Source organism: Mycobacterium stomatepiae, from assembly GCF_010731715.1.
GTDB lineage: Bacteria > Actinomycetota > Actinomycetes > Mycobacteriales > Mycobacteriaceae > Mycobacterium > Mycobacterium stomatepiae.
Map to the genome: position 1 here is coordinate 2,006,813 of NZ_AP022587.1, position 19,026 is coordinate 2,025,838.

The following is a 19,026-nucleotide window of genomic DNA, read 5'->3' on the forward strand; positions in this document are numbered from 1 at the left end:
TTCCCGAAGGATAATGGCAAGTGACGGATGTCACCAGCCCCGGGTCCGCAAAGGAGCGTCCATGCCCGCCACCATCAGCACCCCGCACTACCTGCTCGACCAGGCAAAGCGCCGGTTCACGCCGTCGATCAACAACTTCCCGGGCATGGGCATCGTCGAACGCCGGCTGCTGAACCATCAATTCGCGGAGCGCAAGCTTGCCGATCCGCCACCGGGCAGCGACCTCAAAGCGGCCGTGGGCGACGCGGGGCTCCCGGTCATCGGGCACATCATCGAGATGCTGCGCGGCGGACCCGACTATCTGAAGTTCCTCTACGAGACCAAGGGCCCGGTGGTCTTCGGTGACTCACCCGTGCTCCCGGGCATCGCCGCGCTGGGCCCCGACGCCGCGCAGGTGGTCTACTCCAACCGGAACAAGGACTTTTCCCAGCAAGGCTGGGTGCCGGTGATCGGCCCCTTCTTCAACCGCGGCTTGATGCTGCTCGACTTCGAAGAGCACATGTTCCACCGGCGGATCATGCAGGAGGCCTTCGTCCGTTCCCGGCTGGTCAGCTATGTCGAGCAGATGGACCAGGTGATCTCGAAGACCATCGCCAACGACTGGGTGGCCAACGACGCGCGATTCCTGCTCTACCCGGCGATGAAGGAACTGACGCTCGACATCGCCTCGATGGTGTTCATGGGCCACGAGCCGGGCACCGACCACGAGCTGGTGACCAAGGTCAACAACGCGCTCGCCATCACCACCCGCGCGGGCAACGCGATCATCCGCACTCCGGTGCCGCCGTTCACGTGGTGGCGGGGCCTCAAGGCGCGCGAGCTGCTGGAGGACTACTTCCGCGAGCGCGTCCAGGAACAACGCGCCAACCCGGGCGACGACCTGCTGTCAGTGTTGTGCCTGACCGAAGACGAGGACGGCAACAAGTTCTCCGACGAGGACATCGTCAACCACATGATCTTTTTGATGATGGCCGCGCACGACACGTCGACGTCGACGGTGACGACGATGGCGTACAACCTGGCCCGCCACCCGGAGTGGCAGCAGCGTTGCCGCGAGGAATCCGACCGGCTCGGTGACGGACCGGTCGACATCGAGTCGCTGGAGAAGCTGGAGTCACTCGACCTGGTGATGAACGAGTCGATCCGACTGGTGACCCCGGTGCAGTGGGCGATGCGGCAGACGGTGCGCGACACCGACCTACTGGGTTACTACATCCCCAAGGGCACCAACGTGATCGCCTACCCGGGAATGAACCACCGATTGCCCGAATTATGGACGGACCCACTGAAATTCGATCCGGAGCGGTTCACCGAACCTCGCAACGAGCACAAGCGGCACCGCTACGCGTTCACGCCGTTCGGCGGCGGCGCCCACAAGTGCATCGGAATGACGTTCGGGCAGTTGGAGATCAAGACGATCCTGCACCGCCTGCTGCGCAAGTATCGGCTCGAGCCGCCCCGCCACGGCTACACGTGCGAGTGGGACTACGGCGGCATGCCGGTGCCGAAGGACGGCATGCCAATTATGTTGCGCCCGCTGTGAACTCGTGAGATCAGACCATCAGTCGGTTCGCGCACGCGATCAGCGCGCGCAATGCCGACTGCGTCGGATCCTCCGCTAGATCTACAGCCCATTCGGTACGGATGCCGTCGCTGCCGCAGATGAACGTGGCGGTTCACCCATCCGACGCCATCTGGTGAAACTTCAATGTTTCGATTGCGATCCCGCGTTCGTGCAGCATCGCGGTGAGTGCGGCGATCGGTCCGCTGGCGGCCGCGGTCGAGGTGCGGTTGCAGTCACCGACGGTGATCATTGCCCGGAAATTGCGGGCCTGCGGCCCTAGCCGCCCCGTGGGTCGCTCGGTGTCGGCGCACACCCAGTGCCCCAGCCGCAGCGGGCCGGCGGCGTCACCGTAGGCGGTCACGAAGTTTTCCCACGTCATCGAGCCGGCCTGTTCCCGCAGCCCGCGCGGCAGGGCGACCCCGAAGTGATCGCCGAACCACGCGTTGGCGTCGCGGCGGCACGCAGGCACGCTGACGGGATTGCGCTCCGAACGGGCGAGCGGCCTAGAAAAAGGCTCTGAAAGGGGCTTCGTACGAGGCTGGGTAAGAGGCACGGTTTCGGTCTTCTCTGGTCGAAAGGAGCGACCGACGGTAGTAGCTTCCGACCCACAGCGGGGGGTCGGTCTGGATCAGACCCCGCTGCGGGTGCTGGCTACTACGGCACTCGTGAGAAGACGCACGAACCCGACATTAGACGCCGTAGGTCGGCCGGTGCAACTTCATTTCCGGCCGGGTGTCCGCGTTACGCGGGTTAAACAGGCTTACACGTGTCGAATAGCGGCTATCCCGTCGTCGCCTCACCCCCTCCCAGACGAAAGGCGATGACAATGATGCCGACGGCAACCGAGAAGGCGCTCGACGCAGCGGCAGTGGCGCGGGGGCTGCTCGAAGTGTTGCTGGTGCCGACGAGGTGGTCCTCAGCGTGGGAGCCGGTAGCGGCAGCGCAGAACTGATCCACTCAACATGTTTACCTAGTTCGAACTGGGGCGATCCCCTCGTCGCTTCAGCCGCGAGCGGGTTGCAACCCCTCACATGAAAGGCAAACGACAATGAAGTCGATGACCGCCAAGAAGGCTCTCAACGTTGCCGCAGCGACGGCCGGTCTGGTCGCAGTGATGCTGGTACCGACGGGATGTTCGACGGCAGTGGGCGGCACGGGTGGCAGCGGCGGGCTGAGCATCAACCTCCCCACTCTCTAGCGCGACCCACACCCGGCGATGCGGAGGTTTCCACCGCGTGAACGCCACCCATTCGGGTCTGCAGCCTCGCTACCCGCGGCGCATTTTCGCTATTCCGTTGTGCCAGTACGCATATGACAAAGCTAATCGTGAGAAACATCACGAAATCCGGCTTGCACGTGTGCAACAGGGGGTAACCGGCGAAGGCATCAACCAAGAAGGCCATCTGTCCCCTCTCGGAAAGGCACGACGATGAAGTCGCACTCCACCAAGAAAACCCTCAAAGCCAGTGCAGCCGCCCTTGGGGTGGCCGCACTGTTGGTACTGCCGACAGGATGCTCGACGGCAGCGGGCGGCGCCGGCGGCGGCGGCGTTCTTGGCGGCAGTAGCGGCGGCACCTGCATATTGATCGTCTGCCTCTAACCGTTCGGGAAGGCGGCCCGCCGGGAACCTGGGTTCCTGGCGGGCCGCCTTCCCGTCAGCTGATTGGCCCGGCCGAAGAGTTCAGCCGCAGATATGCCTGAATCGTCGTCCCGGTGCTCGCGGTGTGCGTGCGGACCAGATCCGAGATGGCGTTGACCAGGAACAACCCGCGGCTGGCCGGGCCGGTCGGACCCGGGTCCAGGCGTCCCACCAGCGGATCGTCGAGGCGCCCGTTGTCGCGCGCCTCGCACACCAGGTGATCGTCGTCGCGCCAAAAGGCCAACCGGCACGCGCCATCGGTGTACATCAGGCTGTTGGTGGCCAGCTCGGTGGCGACCAGTTGCAGGTCTTCGATGCCGTCCTGGGACAGCCCGACCCAGCCGGCGTAGTTGACGGCGAACGACCGCGCCGGGCGCAGGTCCGCCGATTTGCGGACCATGTAGGTCACCGCGCCCGGATTGGCGTCCAGGGGCTGATTGCACCGCGCCAGCACGTCGTCCGGCGCGTAGTCGGCGCTGTGTTGCAGCGAACCGCATTTCCACAGCAGCGGATGAGTCGAACGAGCGCCTGCCAGCACATCGTCGTCCAGCCGTTCCGCGTCGTAAAGGCACAGCGCGCTGAGCTGCCGATCTTCAAACGCGCTGTTGACCAGCGCCTCGTGCTGCAGGCAGGCGAGAAACTCGTCCGCACTGCGCTCGGGCCAGCAGACTTGGCTCACTATCCGCGCGCGCCGATCCGCGTTCTCCTCGACAAAGGAGCCCTCCAGCGCCAGAAACCGGCTCGGGTTGCGCGCAACCTCGGCGATGTCCACCAGCCGCAGCCTGTCCGTCGCGCCGTCGCCACCCAACGCGTCGCGTAGCAAGCCCAAATAGTCACCCGGCACCGCCACGAGGACCGGCTCGTCCACCGCCAAGCCTTCGAGGACAAAGGGCACCACCGCGTCCAGGTATTCCCGTTGCGAGTGATAGAGGAGCGCGGAATGAACGAAGCCTTGACGCCCGTTCTCCGTGCTCCTCACCATTTCGGCGCTCCCGCTTTCCATTACCAATGCCAACCCCCTGCTGGACCGGCTCCCTTACGTATCCGCGCCCCATTACCCATCCCAGTACCCCGCGCGAGCGTTCCCTATGCAGAAAAGTCGTCACAAAACCGCCTCGGATGAGCGGATGTTCGTCACAGCCACCAAGCAGCGGCGGCGTCGAGATGACGACGAATGCGGTAGCGCGCCAAGCTATCGTCGCCGGCGGTGATCGCGTCGAGAATCCGCAAATGCGCGCGCTCGACGGCGGCGACGTCGTCGCGGGCGGGCGGCTCCTGTCCGGTGCTGGTCCAGTGCCGCCGAAACAACTCGACGATGATCCTCAAGAACAGGTCCAGCAATGCGTTGCCGGCCAGTTGCGCCAGTCCGTGGTGGAACCGCAATTCCTCGGAGGTTGCCTGGCGCGCATCGTCAACGGGGTGCTCGGTGCCGTCCAGCGCCGACCGATGGGCGTGCAGAAAAGCCGCCACCTCGGGTTCGGCGCGCCGTTTGACGACCTTGGCGACGTTGTCGATCTCGATGGCGTCGCGCACGCAACGCAGGTCTTCGCGGCTCGGCTTTCGGAATTGCAGGTACAGCGCGATCGTGTCGATGCTGGCTTGGGCATGGGGCTTGGTGACGACCAGCCCACCGCCGGGTCCGCGGCGCATCTGCGCGACCGAGTGATACTCGAGCAGTCGCACCGCTTCCCGTAACACCGCGCGGCTCACCCGATAGCGCTCCAGCAGCGCCGTCTCGGTGCCGAAGACCGAACCGACCTCCCAGTCGCCGGAGCCGATCTCGTCGCCGATGGTGGCGGCCAGTACCTCGGCCAACTTGCCGCGCGGAACTTCCCCATCGGCCGGCTCACGCCTGCGACCGGCTCTCGGAGCACGGCCGGCGCGCGGGTGATGCTCTTGCAGCCAGGCATTCACGGCTTCAACATGCCGCTCGGACAGCGTCTTGGCCCGCGCGGAATCGCCGGCGGTAACGGCGGCCACGATTTCGGAGTGGTCGTGGTGCATGTAGTCGAGTGCCTCGATGGCCTCACTTTCCGAGTCGGTTCGCGACCGCAGCGCGTACCGGGTGGTGAGCCTCATCAACACGTCGATAAAGAGTTGGAGCACCGGATTTTTCGACTGCTCGGTCAGCGCGATGTGAAACGCGTCGCGCGGCGCCGGCAACCCCGGCCGCCACTGTTGCTCCGCGCGTAGCACGCCTCGCAACCGCTCGATGCCGGCTTCGTCGATCCGCTCGGCCGCCAGCGAGGCCGCCAACGGCTCGAGCACCAGCCGCGCGTTGAGCAGATCTGCCAGTGTGGTGCCCAGGTATTCGAGATAGATGACCACGGCGCGAGTTGCGGGTCCCGCGTCGGGCTCGCTGATCAGCAGCCCGCCGCCCGGTCCGCGGCGCATCCGGGCCACCCGATGGTGCTCCACGAGGCGAACGGCCTCCCGCAGCACCGACCGACTCACACCGTAGCGCTGTTGCAGAGCTTGTTCGGAACCCAGCGATTCGCCGATGGGCCAGCCACGGCGCACGATATCCGCCTCGATTTCGCGGGCAATCGTCGAAGCCAGCTTCTTTGTCCCGCCCGCGGGCGGCGCAGGGCTTATCTGAAGCTCAATACCGCACTCCCACAAGCATTCTCAGCAGGTAAGCAGCATGCAACCCGCGACCGGACCCCCGCCCACGGAAACCACGCCGACCTCGGGCCGCGGCGATACCTGCCGGTCGGCCGCCTCGCCACGCAACTGCAGGCATCCCTCGTGCAGCGCCCAATAGCCGTGCATGCGGCCCGCCGAGAGTTGACCGCCATAGGTGTTCAGCGGCAGCTGCCCGTCGCGGGCGATCCGCGCGCCGCCCTCGACGAACGGGCCGGCCTCGCCGTCGCCGCAGACTCCCAGCGCCTCCAGCCAGGCGAGGGTGAGATAGGTGAAACCGTCGTACAGCTGGGCGACCGCGAGGTCACTGGGCTTCAAGTCGGTGCGCGACCACATCTGTGCGGCCGCGTCCGACATCGCCATCTTCGGGTAGTCGTCGCGGTGGAACCAGCCGCCGGCGCCGTCGGACCCGCCGATCGCCTCCACCCGCACCGGCCGGTGCGGACAGTCGGGCCCGTACTCGGCGTGGGACACCACCACCGCGATCGAGCCGTCGACGGGCACGTCGCAGTCCAGCAGCCCGAACGGCGTGGACACCAGCCGCGCCCCCAGATAGTCGGCCATGGTCATCGGATCGCGGTAGACCGCGAGCGGATTCAGCGCGGCGTTGCGACGGCCGTTCAGCGCCAGCCAACCCAACTGTTCTTTGGTGGTTCCATACAGCTCCATGTGACGACGGCAGTTCAGCGCCAGCCAGTTCGCCGCCGAATATGCCTGGGCCGCAACCAGATCATTGACATCGTCCATCGCGCCGACGGCGGGTTTCTCGGCACCCTCGGGTACTTCGAACATCCGCGCCAGCGGCGGGGCGGGCGCGTTTTCGTCCTGCTTGACCGGCACCGTGCCGCCGAGCATTTGGATGGTCCGGTAGATCACGACGTACCGGGCGCGTTTCTCGGACACGGCGCGGCATGCCGACATCACCGGGCTCAGCAGTCCGCCGGTACCGAACCCGCTGCCACAGTCGGCGGCGTCGATCTGCAGTTCGGCATTGACCTCTTCGGCCGGCGTGTCACCCAGCGTCGCGATGCCGTCGATGTCGGCGGGCTTCAGGCCGGCGTCGGCGATAGCACCACGCACCGCCTCCATCGTGAGGTCGCACCCCGGGATCCCGGTCCGCCGGCCGATTCGGGAAATCCCGATCCCGGACACGATCGCGTCTTTTTCGAAGCACGTCATCCGCACCGCCCGTCAGAGGAGAGAGAACCCATCGAACCCGCACCATACCCGCATCGAACCAATAGAGTGTACTGCATTGTCCGTGTCAGCCGAGTCGACGTCACCGCTGCTCATCGAGCATTGCGCCGATTGCTCACGCTGGGTGCATCCCTCGACCGGGGAATGCCGGGAGTGTGGCGCCTCGTTGGTCGCGCGCCCGATTTCCGGAGAGGGCACGGTGTTCACCTATACGGTCAACCACCATCCGTACAACCCGGAGATCCCCGTCCCCTATGTGATCGCCATCGTCGAGCTCACCGAGCAAGCCGGGCTTCGGGTGGCCGCCAATATCGTTGATTGCGAACCGGATTCGGTGACGTGCGGGATGCCCGTCAGCATCCGGCCCGAGAAGGGCGCCGGCGGCGCGCCGTTGTTCGCACCAGCCGCCGGCTAGTTGATCAGCGGATCGCGCGGCATGCCCAGAATCCGCTCGGCGATCTGGTTGCGGGTGACTTCCGAGGTGCCGCCGGCGATCGCCATACCGCGAGCACCCATGATCAGCCGGCCCGGCGCCGCTCCCGCCCCGTCGACCAGCGCGACCTCGGGCCCGGTCAGCGCCGCCATGATCGCGGCGCCCTCCACCATGTGCTCGGCCAGCTTCAGCTTGGTCACGTTGCCTTCCGGCCCCGGCCCCGCGCCTTCGACGCTGCGGGCCACCCGGCGCAGGTTGAGCAGCCGCAGCGCGGTTTCGTTGGCAAGATAGGACCCCACCCGAATATCCGCGCCCGCCAACCGATCTGAATGCTGCTGAGCCAGCTCCACCAATGCGGTCGCCAGGCCCTCGTAGAACGACCCGCTGCCGCCGATGCTGACCCGCTCGTTGCCCAGGGTCGCCCGCGCGACCGTCCACCCCGAGTTGGGTGTGCCCACCACGTCCTCGTCGGGAACGAACAGGTCGTTGAAGAACACCTCGTTGAAATCCGAGCCGCCGGTGATCTGCCGCAGCGGCCGCACTTCGACCTCGGGCGCGTTCATGTCGACGATCACCGTGGTGATGCCGGCGTGCTTCGGCGCATCCGGGTCGGTGCGCACCGTGGCCAGGCCGCGAGCGCAGTAGTGCGCTCCGCTGGTCCACACCTTTTGGCCGTTGATCTTCCAGCCGCCCTCGACCCTGGTGGCCTTGGTCTTGATGGACGCCGCATCCGAGCCCGCTTCGGGTTCGGAGAACAGCTGGCACCAGATCTCGTCCTTGCGTAACGCCTTTTCGACGAATCTTTCGATCTGCCAGTCTGTTCCGTGCTGGATCAGGGTCAGGATCACCCATCCGGTGATGCCGTAGTCCGGGCGCTTGATGCCGGCCGCCTTGAACTCTTCCTCGATGACCAGCTGCTCCACCGCGTCGGCGGCCAGCCCCCACGGCTTGGGCCAGTGCGGCATCACGTAGCCGGTCGCGATCAGCTCGTCGCGTTGCGCCTGCTTGTCCAGCGCGGCGAGCTCGGCGGCGTCGGCGTGGATACGGGTGCGCAGCTCCTCAGCCTCCGGCGGCAGGTCCAGGCTGTTTTCCCGGACCGCGCCCGCCGCGGTGCGCTCGAACACGTCGCGGGCCGGGGTGTCGCCACCGAACAGGGCCGACGTCACCAGCGCCCGGCGCAGATGCAGATGCGCGTCGTGCTCCCAGGTGAAGCCGATGCCGCCATGCACCTGGATGTTGAGTTCGGCGTTGCGCGCATACGCCGGAAATGCCAGTGCCGCAGCAACTGCCGCGATCAGGCGGAACTGCTCCTCGTTTTCGGACGAGTCTTCTGTGGCCGCACGCGAGGCGTCCCATACCGCGGCGGTCGCCGACTCCACGGCAACGAGCATGTTCGCGCAATGATGCTTGACCGCTTGGAAGGTGGCGATGGTGCGGCCGAATTGCTGGCGCACCTTGGCGTAGTCGACGGCGGCGTCGACCCAGTCGGACGATCCACCCACCGCCTCGGCCGCCAACAGGGTCCGCGCCCGGGCGAGTGCCGATTCCCGCGCCCCCGCGATGACGTCGTCGGAGCCGACGCTGACGTTGGTGAGGCGGACGCGCCCGGAACGCCGGGTCGGGTCGAGGTTGTCGGGCACCTCGACCGAGACACCGTCGCGGCCGCGGTCCAACAGCAGGATGTCGCCGCCGGCGGCGATCAGTAGCAGCTCGGCCAGGCCCGCGCCCAGCACGACCCCGGCCGCCTCTCCCTCGGCGACACCGTCGTTGACCTGCACCCGGCTGTCCAGGCCGATGCCCGCGGTGACGGTGCCGTCGATCAGGCCGGGCAGTAACCGCGACTTTTGTTCGGCTGAGCCGTCTTTGGCGATCACCGCCGAGGCGATCACCGTCGGGACGAACGGGCCCGGGGCAACCGCGCGGCCGAGTTCCTCGATCACCACGACCAACTCGGGCAACCCGTAGCCGGAGCCACCGTGCTCCTCGTCGACATGCAGGCCGAGCCAGCCGAGTTCGACGATGTCCGGCCAGAACGTGGGCCGGGTCTCGTCGGGGCTGTCCAGCAGTGCGCGCGCGGCCGGACGCGCCTTCTGCGACGTCAGGAATGCGCGAGCGACCTCGGCGAGCTCGCGATGGTCGTCGGTAAGTGCGATACCCATGGGGACCTCCTCGCGCCAGTACCCGCCCCGCCACGTCGCCGGGTGGTCGGCCGGCCCCGCTCCGAGGGGGGAGCGGGGCGGCTGCTTAAAGAGTGTACTTATTGCGCTCGGACCAATAGCGGGCCCCCATCCGGCTACTTGGGCGCGAAGCGCTGTCCGGCATCCAGCCGCAGGCACTGCCCGTTGAGCATCGGGTTGTCGACGATGGCCAACGCCAGCTTCGCGTACTCCTCGGGCCGGCCCATCCGCTTGGGGAAGGCCGCGTCGCGCGTCAGCGTCGCCGCCATCTCGTCGGGAACCATCGAAGTCAAACCGGTGAGAAACAGGCTCGGGGCGATTGCCAGCGCCCGGATGCCCATCGATCCCAGGTCGCGGGCCATCGTCAGACACATGCCCGCAATCGCCGCCTTGGCGGCGGTGTAGGCGACCTGCCCAATCTGGCCCTCGAAGGCGGCGATCGAAGCGGTGTTGATGATGACGCCGCGCTCGTCGTCTTCGGGCTCGTTCTTGGCCATGTGCGCCGCGGCCAGCCGGCTGATGTTGAAGGTGGCGATCAGGTTGAGATCGATGACCGATCGGAAGGATTCGAGGTCATGAGGACCCGACTTGGTCAGCGTGCGCTTGGCGATGCCGCCACCGGCCGTGGTGACCACGACATGCAGACCGCCCAGCTTGTCGACCGCGGTCTGCAGGGTCTCCTCTGTGCCGGTGAAGTCGGTGACGTCGACCGGGTAGAACGCGCCACCGATGCCCTCGGCAACCGCTTTGCCGTCGGAACCCTCGCGGTCGAAGATGGCGACATCCGCCCCGCGCTCGGCGAACAGCTCGGCCGTGGCACGACCCATCCCCGACGCGCCGCCGATGACGACGGCCTTCTTCCCATTGATCTCCATCCGGACGTCTCCTTTTTGGGTTGTCAGATCCTGCGTAATCTGTAACGTTACGTTGGAACGCTAGCGTGTCCGCCCGGACGGGTTGTCACCGAGCCGTGCCAAGCTGACGATCGTGCTCCTTCTCGAGGTGGTAGCTACGTCGACTGATGTCGGCGCCACGTCGTCCCGGTTGACCAAGGTAGCGCGCATCGCCGATCTGCTGACCCGCGCCGCACCGGACCCCGAGGTGGTCGCGATCGTGGTGTCGTGGCTCTCCGGCGAACTTCCGCAACGCCAGATCGGCGTCGGCTGGGCGTCGTTGCGGTCGCGGCCGCCGCCGGCCGCCGAGCCGCGGCTCACCGTCACCGGCGTGCACACCACCTTCACCGAGATCGGCGCCGTCGCGGGCAAGGGATCGCAGGCGCGCCGGGCCGAACTGCTCGCGGCGCTGTTCGCCGCCGCGACCGAGTCCGAGCAAACGTTCCTGGTCCGGCTGCTGTCCGGCGAACTGCGCCAAGGAGCACTGGCCGGAATCATGGCTGACGCGGTCGCCAAGGCCGCCGACCTCCCGGCCGCCGCGGTTCAGCGCGCGGCGATGCTGGGCGGCGATCTGCCCTCGGCGGCGTCGGCCGCCCTGTCCGGCGGCGCGGTGGCGCTGCAAGCATTCAGCCTGCGGGTGGGCCAGCCGGTCGGCCCGATGCTGGCACAGACCGCGACCGGTGTGGCCGAAGCGCTCGAACGTCACGGCGGTGCAACGATTTTCGAAGCAAAGCTGGACGGCGCGCGGGTGCAGATTCACCGCGCCGGGGACGCGGTCACGGTCTACACCCGGAGCCTGGACGACGTCACCGCGCGGCTGCCCGAGGTGGTGGAGGCGACGCTGGCGCTTCCGGTCACCGATCTGATCGCGGACGGCGAGGCGATCGCGCTGCGGCCCGACAACCGGCCGCACCGCTTTCAGGTCACCGCTTCCCGATTCGGCCGATCGGTCGATGTGAGCGCAGCCCAAGCGGCGCAACCGCTTTCGGTGTTCTTCTTCGACATCTTGCACCGCGACGGGGTCGATCTGCTCGACGCGCCGACCACCGAGCGCCTCGCCGCCCTGGACGCGCTGGTGCCCGCCGCCCAGCGGGTCGACCGGCTGGCCACCTCCGATCGCGAAGCCGCCGTGGCATTCCTACAGGCCACGCTGGCCGCCGGTCACGAAGGGGTGATGGCAAAGGCACCGGGCTCGCCCTACCTTGCCGGCCGGCGCGGGGCGGGCTGGCTCAAGGTCAAGCCGGTCCACACGCTCGACCTGGTGGTGCTCGCCGTCGAATGGGGTTCGGGACGCCGCACCGGCAAACTCTCCAACATCCATCTGGGCGCCCGCGACCCGACAACGGGCGAATTCATCATGGTGGGAAAGACTTTCAAGGGCATGACCGATGCCATGCTGGAGTGGCAGACGGCGCGGTTCACCGAACTCGCCGTCAGTTCGACGGACGGCTTGCTGAATCAACGGGTGGTCGAACTGCGTCCCGAGCAGGTCGTCGAGATCGCGCTCGACGGCGTGCAGCGCTCGACGCGCTACCCGGGCGGGCTGGCGCTGCGGTTTGCCCGCGTCGTTCGGTACCGCGACGACAAGAGTCCGGCCGAAGCAGACACCATCGACAACGTCCGTGCGCTGTATTAATTCACCCCGGCGACGGGGTGCGCATCGTCGTAGGGTTTGACCGTGACTGTGCACGACAAAGATGTCAGCTACATCCGCACGCATGACGACCTGCCGCCCGTCGCCATCATCGACCGCTCCCCCATCACCGTCCGGAACAAGATCGTCTTCGCGATCATCGCGGCGATCGGTGCCGTCGCCTGGGCGATCATCGCGTTCCTGCGCGGGGAGCCTGTGAACGCCGTCTGGATCGTGGTCGCGGCGATCTGTACCTACATTCTCGGTTTCCGCTTTTATGCGCGGTTGATCGAAATGAAGATCGTCCGCCCACGTGACGACCACGCCACACCCGCCGAGATTTTCGACGACGGCACCGACTACGTGCCCACCGACCGCCGGGTGCTGTTCGGCCATCACTTCGCCGCGATCGCCGGAGCCGGACCACTCGTCGGCCCGGTGCTGGCCACTCAGATGGGCTACCTGCCCTGCAGCATCTGGATCATCGTCGGCGCGGTGTTCGCCGGCGCCGTCCAGGACTACTTGGTGCTGTGGATCTCCACCCGGCGCCGGGGCCGGTCGCTGGGCCAGATGGCCCACGACGAGCTGGGCAACATCGGCGGCGCCGCCGCGATCGTCGGCGTCCTCGTCATCATGGTGATGATCATCGCGGTGCTGGCACTGGTGGTGGTGCGTGGTCTGGCCCAGAGCCCGTGGGGTGTGTTCTCCATCGCGATGACCATCCCGATCGCCATCTTTATGGGCTGCTACCTGCGGTTCCTGCGACCGGGCCGAGTGGGCGAAGTATCGCTGATCGGCTTCGTGTTGCTGATGGCCGCCGTCGCCTCCGGCAGCTGGGTCAGCGAAACCTCTTGGGGCGCATCCTGGTTCACCCTGTCCGCGGTGACGGTCTCCTGGTTGATCACGATCTACGGCTTCGTGGCGTCGGTGCTGCCGGTGTGGTTGCTGCTGGCGCCGCGCGACTACCTGTCGACGTTCATGAAGGTCGGCGCCATCGCGTTGCTGGCGGTCGGCATCTTCATCGCGCACCCGCTGCTGGCGGCACCCGCGGTCTCCCGGTTCGCCTCCAGTGGCGACGGCCCGGTGCTTCCCGGCGCGCTCTTCCCGTTCCTGTTCATCACGATCGCGTGCGGCGCGCTCTCCGGTTTTCACGCGCTGATCTCCTCGGGGACGACGCCGAAGCTGCTGGAGAAGGAAAGTCAGATGCGTTTCATCGGCTACGGCGGCATGCTCACCGAATCCTTCGTCGCCGTGATGGCGCTGATCAGCGCGTCGATCCTGGACCAGCACGTGTACTTCGCCCTCAACGCTCCGGCCGCACAGACCGGCGGTACCGCGGCGACGGCGGCGGACTACGTGAATGGACTCGGCTTGACCGGAACTCCGGCGACCGCGGACCAACTCAACCAGGCCGCCACGAGCGTCGGCGAAAAGTCGATCGTGTCGCGCACCGGCGGAGCCCCGACGTTGGCGGTCGGCATGTCCGAGATCCTGTACCGGGTGTTCGGCGGCGCCGGTCTCAAGGCGTTCTGGTATCACTTCGCGATCATGTTCGAGGCACTGTTCATCCTGACCGCCGTCGATGCGGGCACCCGGGTCGCGCGTTTCATGCTCTCCGACGCACTCGGCAACCTGGGCGGCCCGCTGGCCAAGCTGCAGAATCCGAGCTGGCGCCCCGGCGTGTGGGGTTGCAGCCTGGCCGTGTGCGCGGGCTGGGGCGGCATCCTGCTGATGGGCGTGACCGACCCGCTCGGCGGGATCAACACGCTGTTCCCCCTGTTCGGTATCGCCAACCAGCTGCTCGCGGCGATCGCACTGACCGTGATCACCGTGATCGTCATCAAGAAGGGCCTGCTGCGGTGGGCGTGGATTCCGGGTGCCCCGCTCGCATGGGATCTGACGGTCACGCTGACCGCGTCGTGGCAGAAAATCTTCTCCGCCGATCCCGCGATCGGCTACTGGACACAGCACTCCCAATATTCGGCCGCCCGCGACGCGGGCAAGACGGCCTTCGGGTCGGCCAAGAATGTCCACCAGCTCGACGAAGTCATCAGGAACACCTTCATCCAGGGCACGCTGTCGATACTTTTCGCGGCCGTGGTGGTCATCGTATTGATCGCCGGAATTGTGGTCTCGCTGAAGGCAATTCGCGGTGGCGGGCGGCCGTTGACCGAGGATGACCCGATACCGTCGAAGGTGTTCGCGCCCGCGGGCCTGATTGCCACCGCCGCCGAGCGGGAGGTGCAGCGGCAGTGGGACGCGCCGCGGGTATCGATGTCCGGCGAGCGCCACGCCGGACAAAGCTAGAGTCCCGAAGTTGCCTGCACCGCCCTAAGATTGTGCGGAATGAGAGTCGGTATCGACTTCGGCACCACCCACACTGTCGTCGCACTCGTCGACCGGGGTAACTACCCGGTCGTCTCGTTCGACGGCGTCGATGCATGGCCTTCGCTCATCGCCGCCAACGCGGCCGGCGAGCTGCGCTTCGGCGTGGATGCCGCCGCCGTGCGCCACGACCCGAAATGGTCGGTGCTGCGATCGGTCAAACGCCTGCTCAACGACGCCGGACCACAATCCGAGGTGACGCTGGCGGGCCGCAGCTATCGGTTGACCGAACTGCTCACGGGCTTTCTGGCTCAGCTGAAAAGCGATCTTCTGCAACGCTCGAATGGCAGCCTGACGCCGGGCGACACCATCGAGGCGGCCATCAGCGTGCCTCCCAATGCGTCGAGTGCCCAGCGTTTGTTGACGCTGGATGCGTTCGTGGCGGCGGGTTTTCACGTCGTCGCGCTGCTGAACGAGCCGTCCGCCGCGAGCCTGGAGTACGCCCATCGATACCGCTCCACGATCACCGCCAAACGTGAATACGTGCTCATCTACGACCTCGGCGGTGGCACTTTCGACGCGTCGCTGCTCAAGATGACCGGACATTCGAACGAGGTGGTGATCAGCGAAGGCATCCAACGTCTGGGCGGTGAGGATTTCGACGAGGCGATTGTGCGGCTCGTCGTCGACGGCGCGAAACTGCGTGACGTGGGTGCCGGCGCGCTCGCCCTGCTGCGCGAGGAGTGCGCGACGCGCAAGGAGGCCGTCGGGCCACAGACCCGCCGCTTCCTGGTCGACCTGACGGGAATAGAGGACGGGGTCGACCGACCACCATTTTCGTGCGGCATCGATGATGTCTACTCGGCGTGCGGGCCGCTCGTCACGCCCACGATCGACCTGCTCAACCGCATCCTGCACGACGACAGCCGGAATGTGGCGTGGTCCGAGGTCGCGGGCATCTACGTGGTGGGCGGGGCCGGCGGCTTTCCGCTCATCTCCCGGATGCTGCGGGCCACCTTCGGTGACAAGCGGGTCAAACGCTCACCGCATCCGTTTGCCGCCACGGCCATCGGCCTCGCCGTGTTTCTCGACAAGGAGTCCGGTTTCGCGTTGTCCGAACGCTTTTCGCGACACTTCGGTGTCTTCCGCGAGGCCGAGGCCGGCGCCGGCGTCGTCTTCGATCCGATCGTGGGCAAAGACGTCTCGCTGCCCCCCGACGGCGATACTCCGCTCGTCGTCCGGCGTACCTACCGGGCGGCGCACAACATCGGGCACTTCCGTTTCGTGGAGTGCAGCCGCCTGGTCAACGGCCGCCCCGACGGGGATGTGACGCCCTACGATCCGGTCCTCTTCCCATTCGATCCCGCGCTGCACGACCGCGACGACCTCGGGCGCCGGCCCGTCGGCCGGTGGACGGACGGGCCGGATGTCGAGGAGCGCTACGTCGCGCCCAGCGGCGCCGTGGAGGTGACGCTCACGACGCAACCGGGCGGTTTCATGCGGACCTACCGCCTGGAGCGGCGCGCATCCGCATAGCGCCTCGCCGAACGTCGGCTTGTCGGGCCGCGATGCGCCGAAATCACACCCGAAGCCGACGTTGGGCAGTCCGGCTGCGGGGTAAGCGTCATGCATGGCTGAGATAGATCTCGAAGCCCTGTCCACTCCCGAACACGGCTACACCGTCAACGACGACGACGACGACGATGACGACGACCCGATCCTGCTCGACCGGGACGGCAATCACGTGCAGACGTGGCGCGAACGATATCCGTACGACCACCGGATGTCGCGCGACGAATACGAGTATCTGAAGCGGCGCCTGCAAATCGAGCTGCTCAAGCTGCAAAATCACAGCAAGCGCACCGGCGCCAGGCACGCGATCGTCTTCGAGGGACGCGACGCGGCCGGCAAGGGGGGCACCATTCAGCGATTCATGGAACACCTCAATCCGCGTGGTGCGCGGGTCGTGGCGCTGGAGAAGCCGACCGAGCGCGAGCAGACGCAGTGGTATTTCCAGCGCTACATCAAGCACCTGCCGTCCGGCGGGGAGATGGTGCTGTTCGACCGGTCGTGGTACCACCGGGCCGGCGTCGAACGAGTAATGGGTTTTTGTTCAACCGATCAATACGCTGAATTCATCGAGCAGACGCCGCTTTTCGAAGGAATGTTGGTCGCCAATGGGATCAGCCTGACCAAGTTCTGGTTTTCCGTTTCCCCGGCCGAGCAGCGCACCCGCTTCGCCATCCGGCTGGTCGATCCGGTCCGGAATTGGAAGTTCTCGCCGATGGACATGGAGTCGATCGATCGGTGGCAGGAGTACACCGCGGCGAAGGAAGCGATGTTCAAAGCGACCGATACCGACGTTGCGCCGTGGATCGTGGTGCGTAGCAACGACAAGAAGCGGGCCCGTATCAACGCCATGCGCTATGTCCTCGCCAAATGCGACTACGACGACAAGGACGACGAGGTCGTGGGTGAGCCGGATCCGTTGATTGTGGGCCGCGCGCTGACGGACTGAGCTAGAAACAATGCGGTGATGATTGCGCAACGAGGAAGAGGACCACCCATGCCCACCTGGCTCATCACCGGCTGCTCGACCGGGCTCGGCCGAGCACTCGCCGAAGCTGTCATCGAGGCCGGTCACGATGCCGTCGTCACCGCGCGCGACGCCGCAAAGGTCGCCGACCTGGCGGACATCGCTCCCGATCGGGTGCTGCACGTCGCGCTCGACGTAACCCAGCCCGGCCAGATCGACTCGGCCGTGCAGCAGGCCCAGGGGCGATTCGGGGCGGTTGACGTGTTGGTCAACAACGCCGGTTACGGGTATCGCGCCGCGGTCGAAGAAGGCGACGACGCCGAAGTCCGAACCCTGTTCGAGACGCACTTCTTCGGCGCCGTCGCGATGATCAAGACCGTGCTGCCCGGCATGCGGGCGCGCCGCAGCGGCGCGATCGTGAACATCTCCTCGATCGGTGCGCAATTGACGCCGGTGGGCTCCGGCTACTACGCCGCCGCGAAGGCAGCGCTCGAAGGCATGAGCGGCGCACTTCGCGGCGAGTTGGCCCCGCTCGGTATTTCGGTGACGGTCGTTGAGCCGGGCGCCTTTCGCACCGACTTCGCCGGACAGCGTCGCAAGGAAAACGACACCATGGACGGCAATCAGGCCGGCGACCCCGCTAAAGCCGGCGCCGCGATCGTTACCGCTGTCGAATCCGGTGAGCCGCCCGCATTCCTGCTTCTGGGTCCCGACGCGCTTGCGTTCTATCGTTACACCGCGGAAGCCCGTGCGACCGAGATCGCAAAATGGGAACAGCTGACCAGCGGCACGAACTTCGACTGACTCACCGTTCGTCCGAAGCTATCCGTTTGGCAAGCGCCCGTGACTGTTTGGCCAGGTAGCCGATCAACGCGGGCCGGCTCACGATCCCGTGGAAGTACAGTCCATCGGCGGCGGGTGCCGGCACCAAATGAAGAGGTACGCCGCCGGACGTGAGTACACCCAGGTGGCCGACCAACGGCTGCAACCCGGTCCGGTAGCCCGTTGCCGCGATCACGGCGTCGGGGTTGATTCGTCGACCGTCTGCCAGCACGACGTCGCTTCCCTCGAACGCGCACAGCGCGGGCACGACTTCGACGGATCCCGCACGGATGGCGTCGATGACCTCGGGGTCGATAACCGTCGGCGCGACATGCAGCCGATGTGCCCTGGCGAACGGCCCTTCGGAAGGCACCGGCAGGCCGAACTCGCTGAGGTCCCCGAACGCCTTGAGACGCGCGGCGGTCGCGATCCGGTCGGATAGCCGCGCGGGCAGATGGTAGAGGGGAATCGAGACCACGTCATTGGGAAGACCAGCAGGACCGTTGCGCGGCATGATGTTTGGTGGTGTGCGCACCGACAGCCAGACTTTGGCGGTCGTGCCCGTGCTCAGGTCGTGGGCGATTTCCATCCCCGACGATCCCGAACCGACCACGAGCACTCGCTCACCCGCGTACGGCGCCGGATTGCGGTAGCCGCACGAGTGCGATAGCTCACCGGCGAAGCTGCCCGGCCAGTCCGGTACGACCGGTGTGTGTGTTGATAACCGGTGGCGATCACGACGTGTCGTGCCTTGATCTCGCCGTCGGATGTGCTCACCAACCATCCCGACGATTCCCGGTTGATCCGCTTGACCTCCGTGTTGACGCGTAGCTCGACACCCGGCGCGCGGGCGTGGCGTTCAAAGTGTTCGACCACTTGGTCGCGACTCGGATAGACCGGAGTGCCTTTGGGATAGCCCCTTCCGGGCAGATGCGAGAACTGCCGACCGGTGTTCAGTTTGAGACGGTCGTAGCGGCCGCGCCAGGCCGCGGCCACTTGCGCGGCCCGCTCGACGACGAGCGATGGGATACCCACGTCGCGAAGGCTCAGTGCCGCGGAGATTCCCGCGGGCCCCGAACCGATGATCACGACACCGCGGTCACCCAGCATCGGCGCTTCGGCCGGCTTCGACCAACCGGTGTAGGTGACGGCATCGCGCGGTAT

At 66.6% G+C, this 19,026-nt stretch carries 16 protein-coding genes and 2 pseudogenes; 10 read left to right on the top strand and 8 right to left on the bottom strand.

Annotated elements, in window-relative coordinates:
• Positions 1-61: 61 nt before the first annotated feature.
• Positions 62-1,543, top strand: coding sequence for a cytochrome P450 (locus G6N54_RS09495; RefSeq protein WP_163789817.1), 1,482 nt, complete (start codon positions 62-64; stop codon positions 1,541-1,543).
• Positions 1,544-1,553: 10 nt separating this feature from the next.
• Here G6N54_RS09495 and G6N54_RS09500 read toward each other — a convergent pair.
• Positions 1,554-2,033: pseudogene (locus G6N54_RS09500) on the bottom strand (homocitrate synthase).
• Between the two features lie 357 nt (positions 2,034-2,390).
• On the opposite strand from G6N54_RS09500, the gene G6N54_RS31030 reads away from it, so the two are divergent.
• The 3 genes from G6N54_RS31030 to G6N54_RS29435 all read left to right on the top strand — a co-directional run bounded on the left by G6N54_RS31030 (position 2,391) and on the right by G6N54_RS29435 (position 3,164).
• Complete coding sequence (locus tag G6N54_RS31030) at positions 2,391-2,516, top strand: hypothetical protein (protein WP_264078374.1); 126 nt, start codon at positions 2,391-2,393, stop codon at positions 2,514-2,516.
• 105 nt (positions 2,517-2,621) lie between these two features.
• Positions 2,622-2,762, top strand: coding sequence for a hypothetical protein (locus G6N54_RS09505; protein WP_163789818.1), 141 nt, complete (start codon positions 2,622-2,624; stop codon positions 2,760-2,762).
• 231 nt (positions 2,763-2,993) lie between these two features.
• Positions 2,994-3,164 carry a hypothetical protein gene (locus tag G6N54_RS29435; RefSeq protein WP_170313036.1) on the top strand — a complete coding sequence of 57 codons (171 nt, stop codon included), beginning with the start codon at positions 2,994-2,996 and terminating at the stop codon, positions 3,162-3,164.
• Between the two features lie 55 nt (positions 3,165-3,219).
• Here the strand turns inward: G6N54_RS29435 and G6N54_RS09510 are convergent, their stop codons facing one another.
• The 3 genes from G6N54_RS09510 to G6N54_RS09520 form a co-directional block, all read right to left on the bottom strand.
• Entirely contained in the window at positions 3,220-4,185 is a 966-nt protein-coding gene (locus G6N54_RS09510; RefSeq protein WP_163789819.1) for a sensor histidine kinase, read from the bottom strand.
• 152 nt (positions 4,186-4,337) lie between these two features.
• Positions 4,338-5,798: a FadR/GntR family transcriptional regulator gene (locus tag G6N54_RS09515; protein ID WP_163794621.1), complete on the bottom strand. Its 1,461-nt coding sequence runs from the start codon at positions 5,796-5,798 to the stop codon at positions 4,338-4,340.
• A 33-nt stretch (positions 5,799-5,831) separates the two neighbouring features.
• On the bottom strand, positions 5,832-7,025 hold the full coding sequence (locus G6N54_RS09520) for a thiolase family protein (RefSeq protein ID WP_163789820.1): 1,194 nt from the start codon (positions 7,023-7,025) through the stop codon (positions 5,832-5,834).
• Between the two features lie 82 nt (positions 7,026-7,107).
• Between G6N54_RS09520 and G6N54_RS09525 the strand changes: the two genes are divergently transcribed.
• Complete coding sequence (locus G6N54_RS09525) at positions 7,108-7,458, top strand: Zn-ribbon domain-containing OB-fold protein (protein WP_163794622.1); 351 nt, start codon at positions 7,108-7,110, stop codon at positions 7,456-7,458.
• Here G6N54_RS09525 and G6N54_RS09530 read toward each other — a convergent pair.
• Positions 7,455-9,635, bottom strand: a complete 2,181-nt coding sequence (locus G6N54_RS09530) for an acyl-CoA dehydrogenase (RefSeq protein ID WP_163789821.1) — start codon at positions 9,633-9,635, stop codon at positions 7,455-7,457. The two genes, G6N54_RS09525 and G6N54_RS09530, sit on opposite strands and share 4 nt — an antisense overlap.
• A gap of 134 nt (positions 9,636-9,769) precedes the next feature.
• Positions 9,770-10,528, bottom strand: a complete 759-nt coding sequence (locus G6N54_RS09535; RefSeq protein ID WP_163789822.1) for an SDR family NAD(P)-dependent oxidoreductase — start codon at positions 10,526-10,528, stop codon at positions 9,770-9,772.
• 112 nt (positions 10,529-10,640) lie between these two features.
• Between G6N54_RS09535 and G6N54_RS09540 the strand changes: the two genes are divergently transcribed.
• The 5 genes from G6N54_RS09540 (at position 10,641) to G6N54_RS09560 (ending at position 17,844) form a co-directional block, all read left to right on the top strand.
• Entirely contained in the window at positions 10,641-12,182 is a 1,542-nt protein-coding gene (locus G6N54_RS09540; RefSeq protein WP_163789823.1) for an ATP-dependent DNA ligase, read from the top strand.
• 36 nt (positions 12,183-12,218) lie between these two features.
• Positions 12,219-14,486 (top strand): carbon starvation CstA family protein, encoded by a 2,268-nt coding sequence (locus G6N54_RS09545; protein ID WP_163789824.1) that lies wholly within the window; start codon positions 12,219-12,221, stop codon positions 14,484-14,486.
• A gap of 39 nt (positions 14,487-14,525) precedes the next feature.
• Entirely contained in the window at positions 14,526-16,040 is a 1,515-nt protein-coding gene (locus tag G6N54_RS09550; protein WP_163789825.1) for an Hsp70 family protein, read from the top strand.
• Positions 16,041-16,134: 94 nt separating this feature from the next.
• Positions 16,135-17,022 carry a polyphosphate kinase 2 gene (gene ppk2 / locus G6N54_RS09555; protein ID WP_163789826.1) on the top strand — a complete coding sequence of 296 codons (888 nt, stop codon included), beginning with the start codon at positions 16,135-16,137 and terminating at the stop codon, positions 17,020-17,022.
• Positions 17,023-17,070: 48 nt separating this feature from the next.
• Positions 17,071-17,844 carry an oxidoreductase gene (locus tag G6N54_RS09560; RefSeq protein WP_163789827.1) on the top strand — a complete coding sequence of 258 codons (774 nt, stop codon included), beginning with the start codon at positions 17,071-17,073 and terminating at the stop codon, positions 17,842-17,844.
• A 1-nt stretch (position 17,845) separates the two neighbouring features.
• On the opposite strand, the gene G6N54_RS09565 is transcribed toward G6N54_RS09560, so the two are convergent.
• Complete coding sequence (locus tag G6N54_RS09565) at positions 17,846-18,646, bottom strand: SidA/IucD/PvdA family monooxygenase (RefSeq protein ID WP_232073532.1); 801 nt, start codon at positions 18,644-18,646, stop codon at positions 17,846-17,848.
• A pseudogene (locus G6N54_RS30370) lies at positions 18,589-18,972 on the bottom strand (NAD(P)-binding domain-containing protein); the annotation flags it as partial. The gene G6N54_RS09565 and the pseudogene G6N54_RS30370, both read right to left, overlap by 58 nt.
• Between the last annotated feature and the right edge of the window lie 54 nt (positions 18,973-19,026).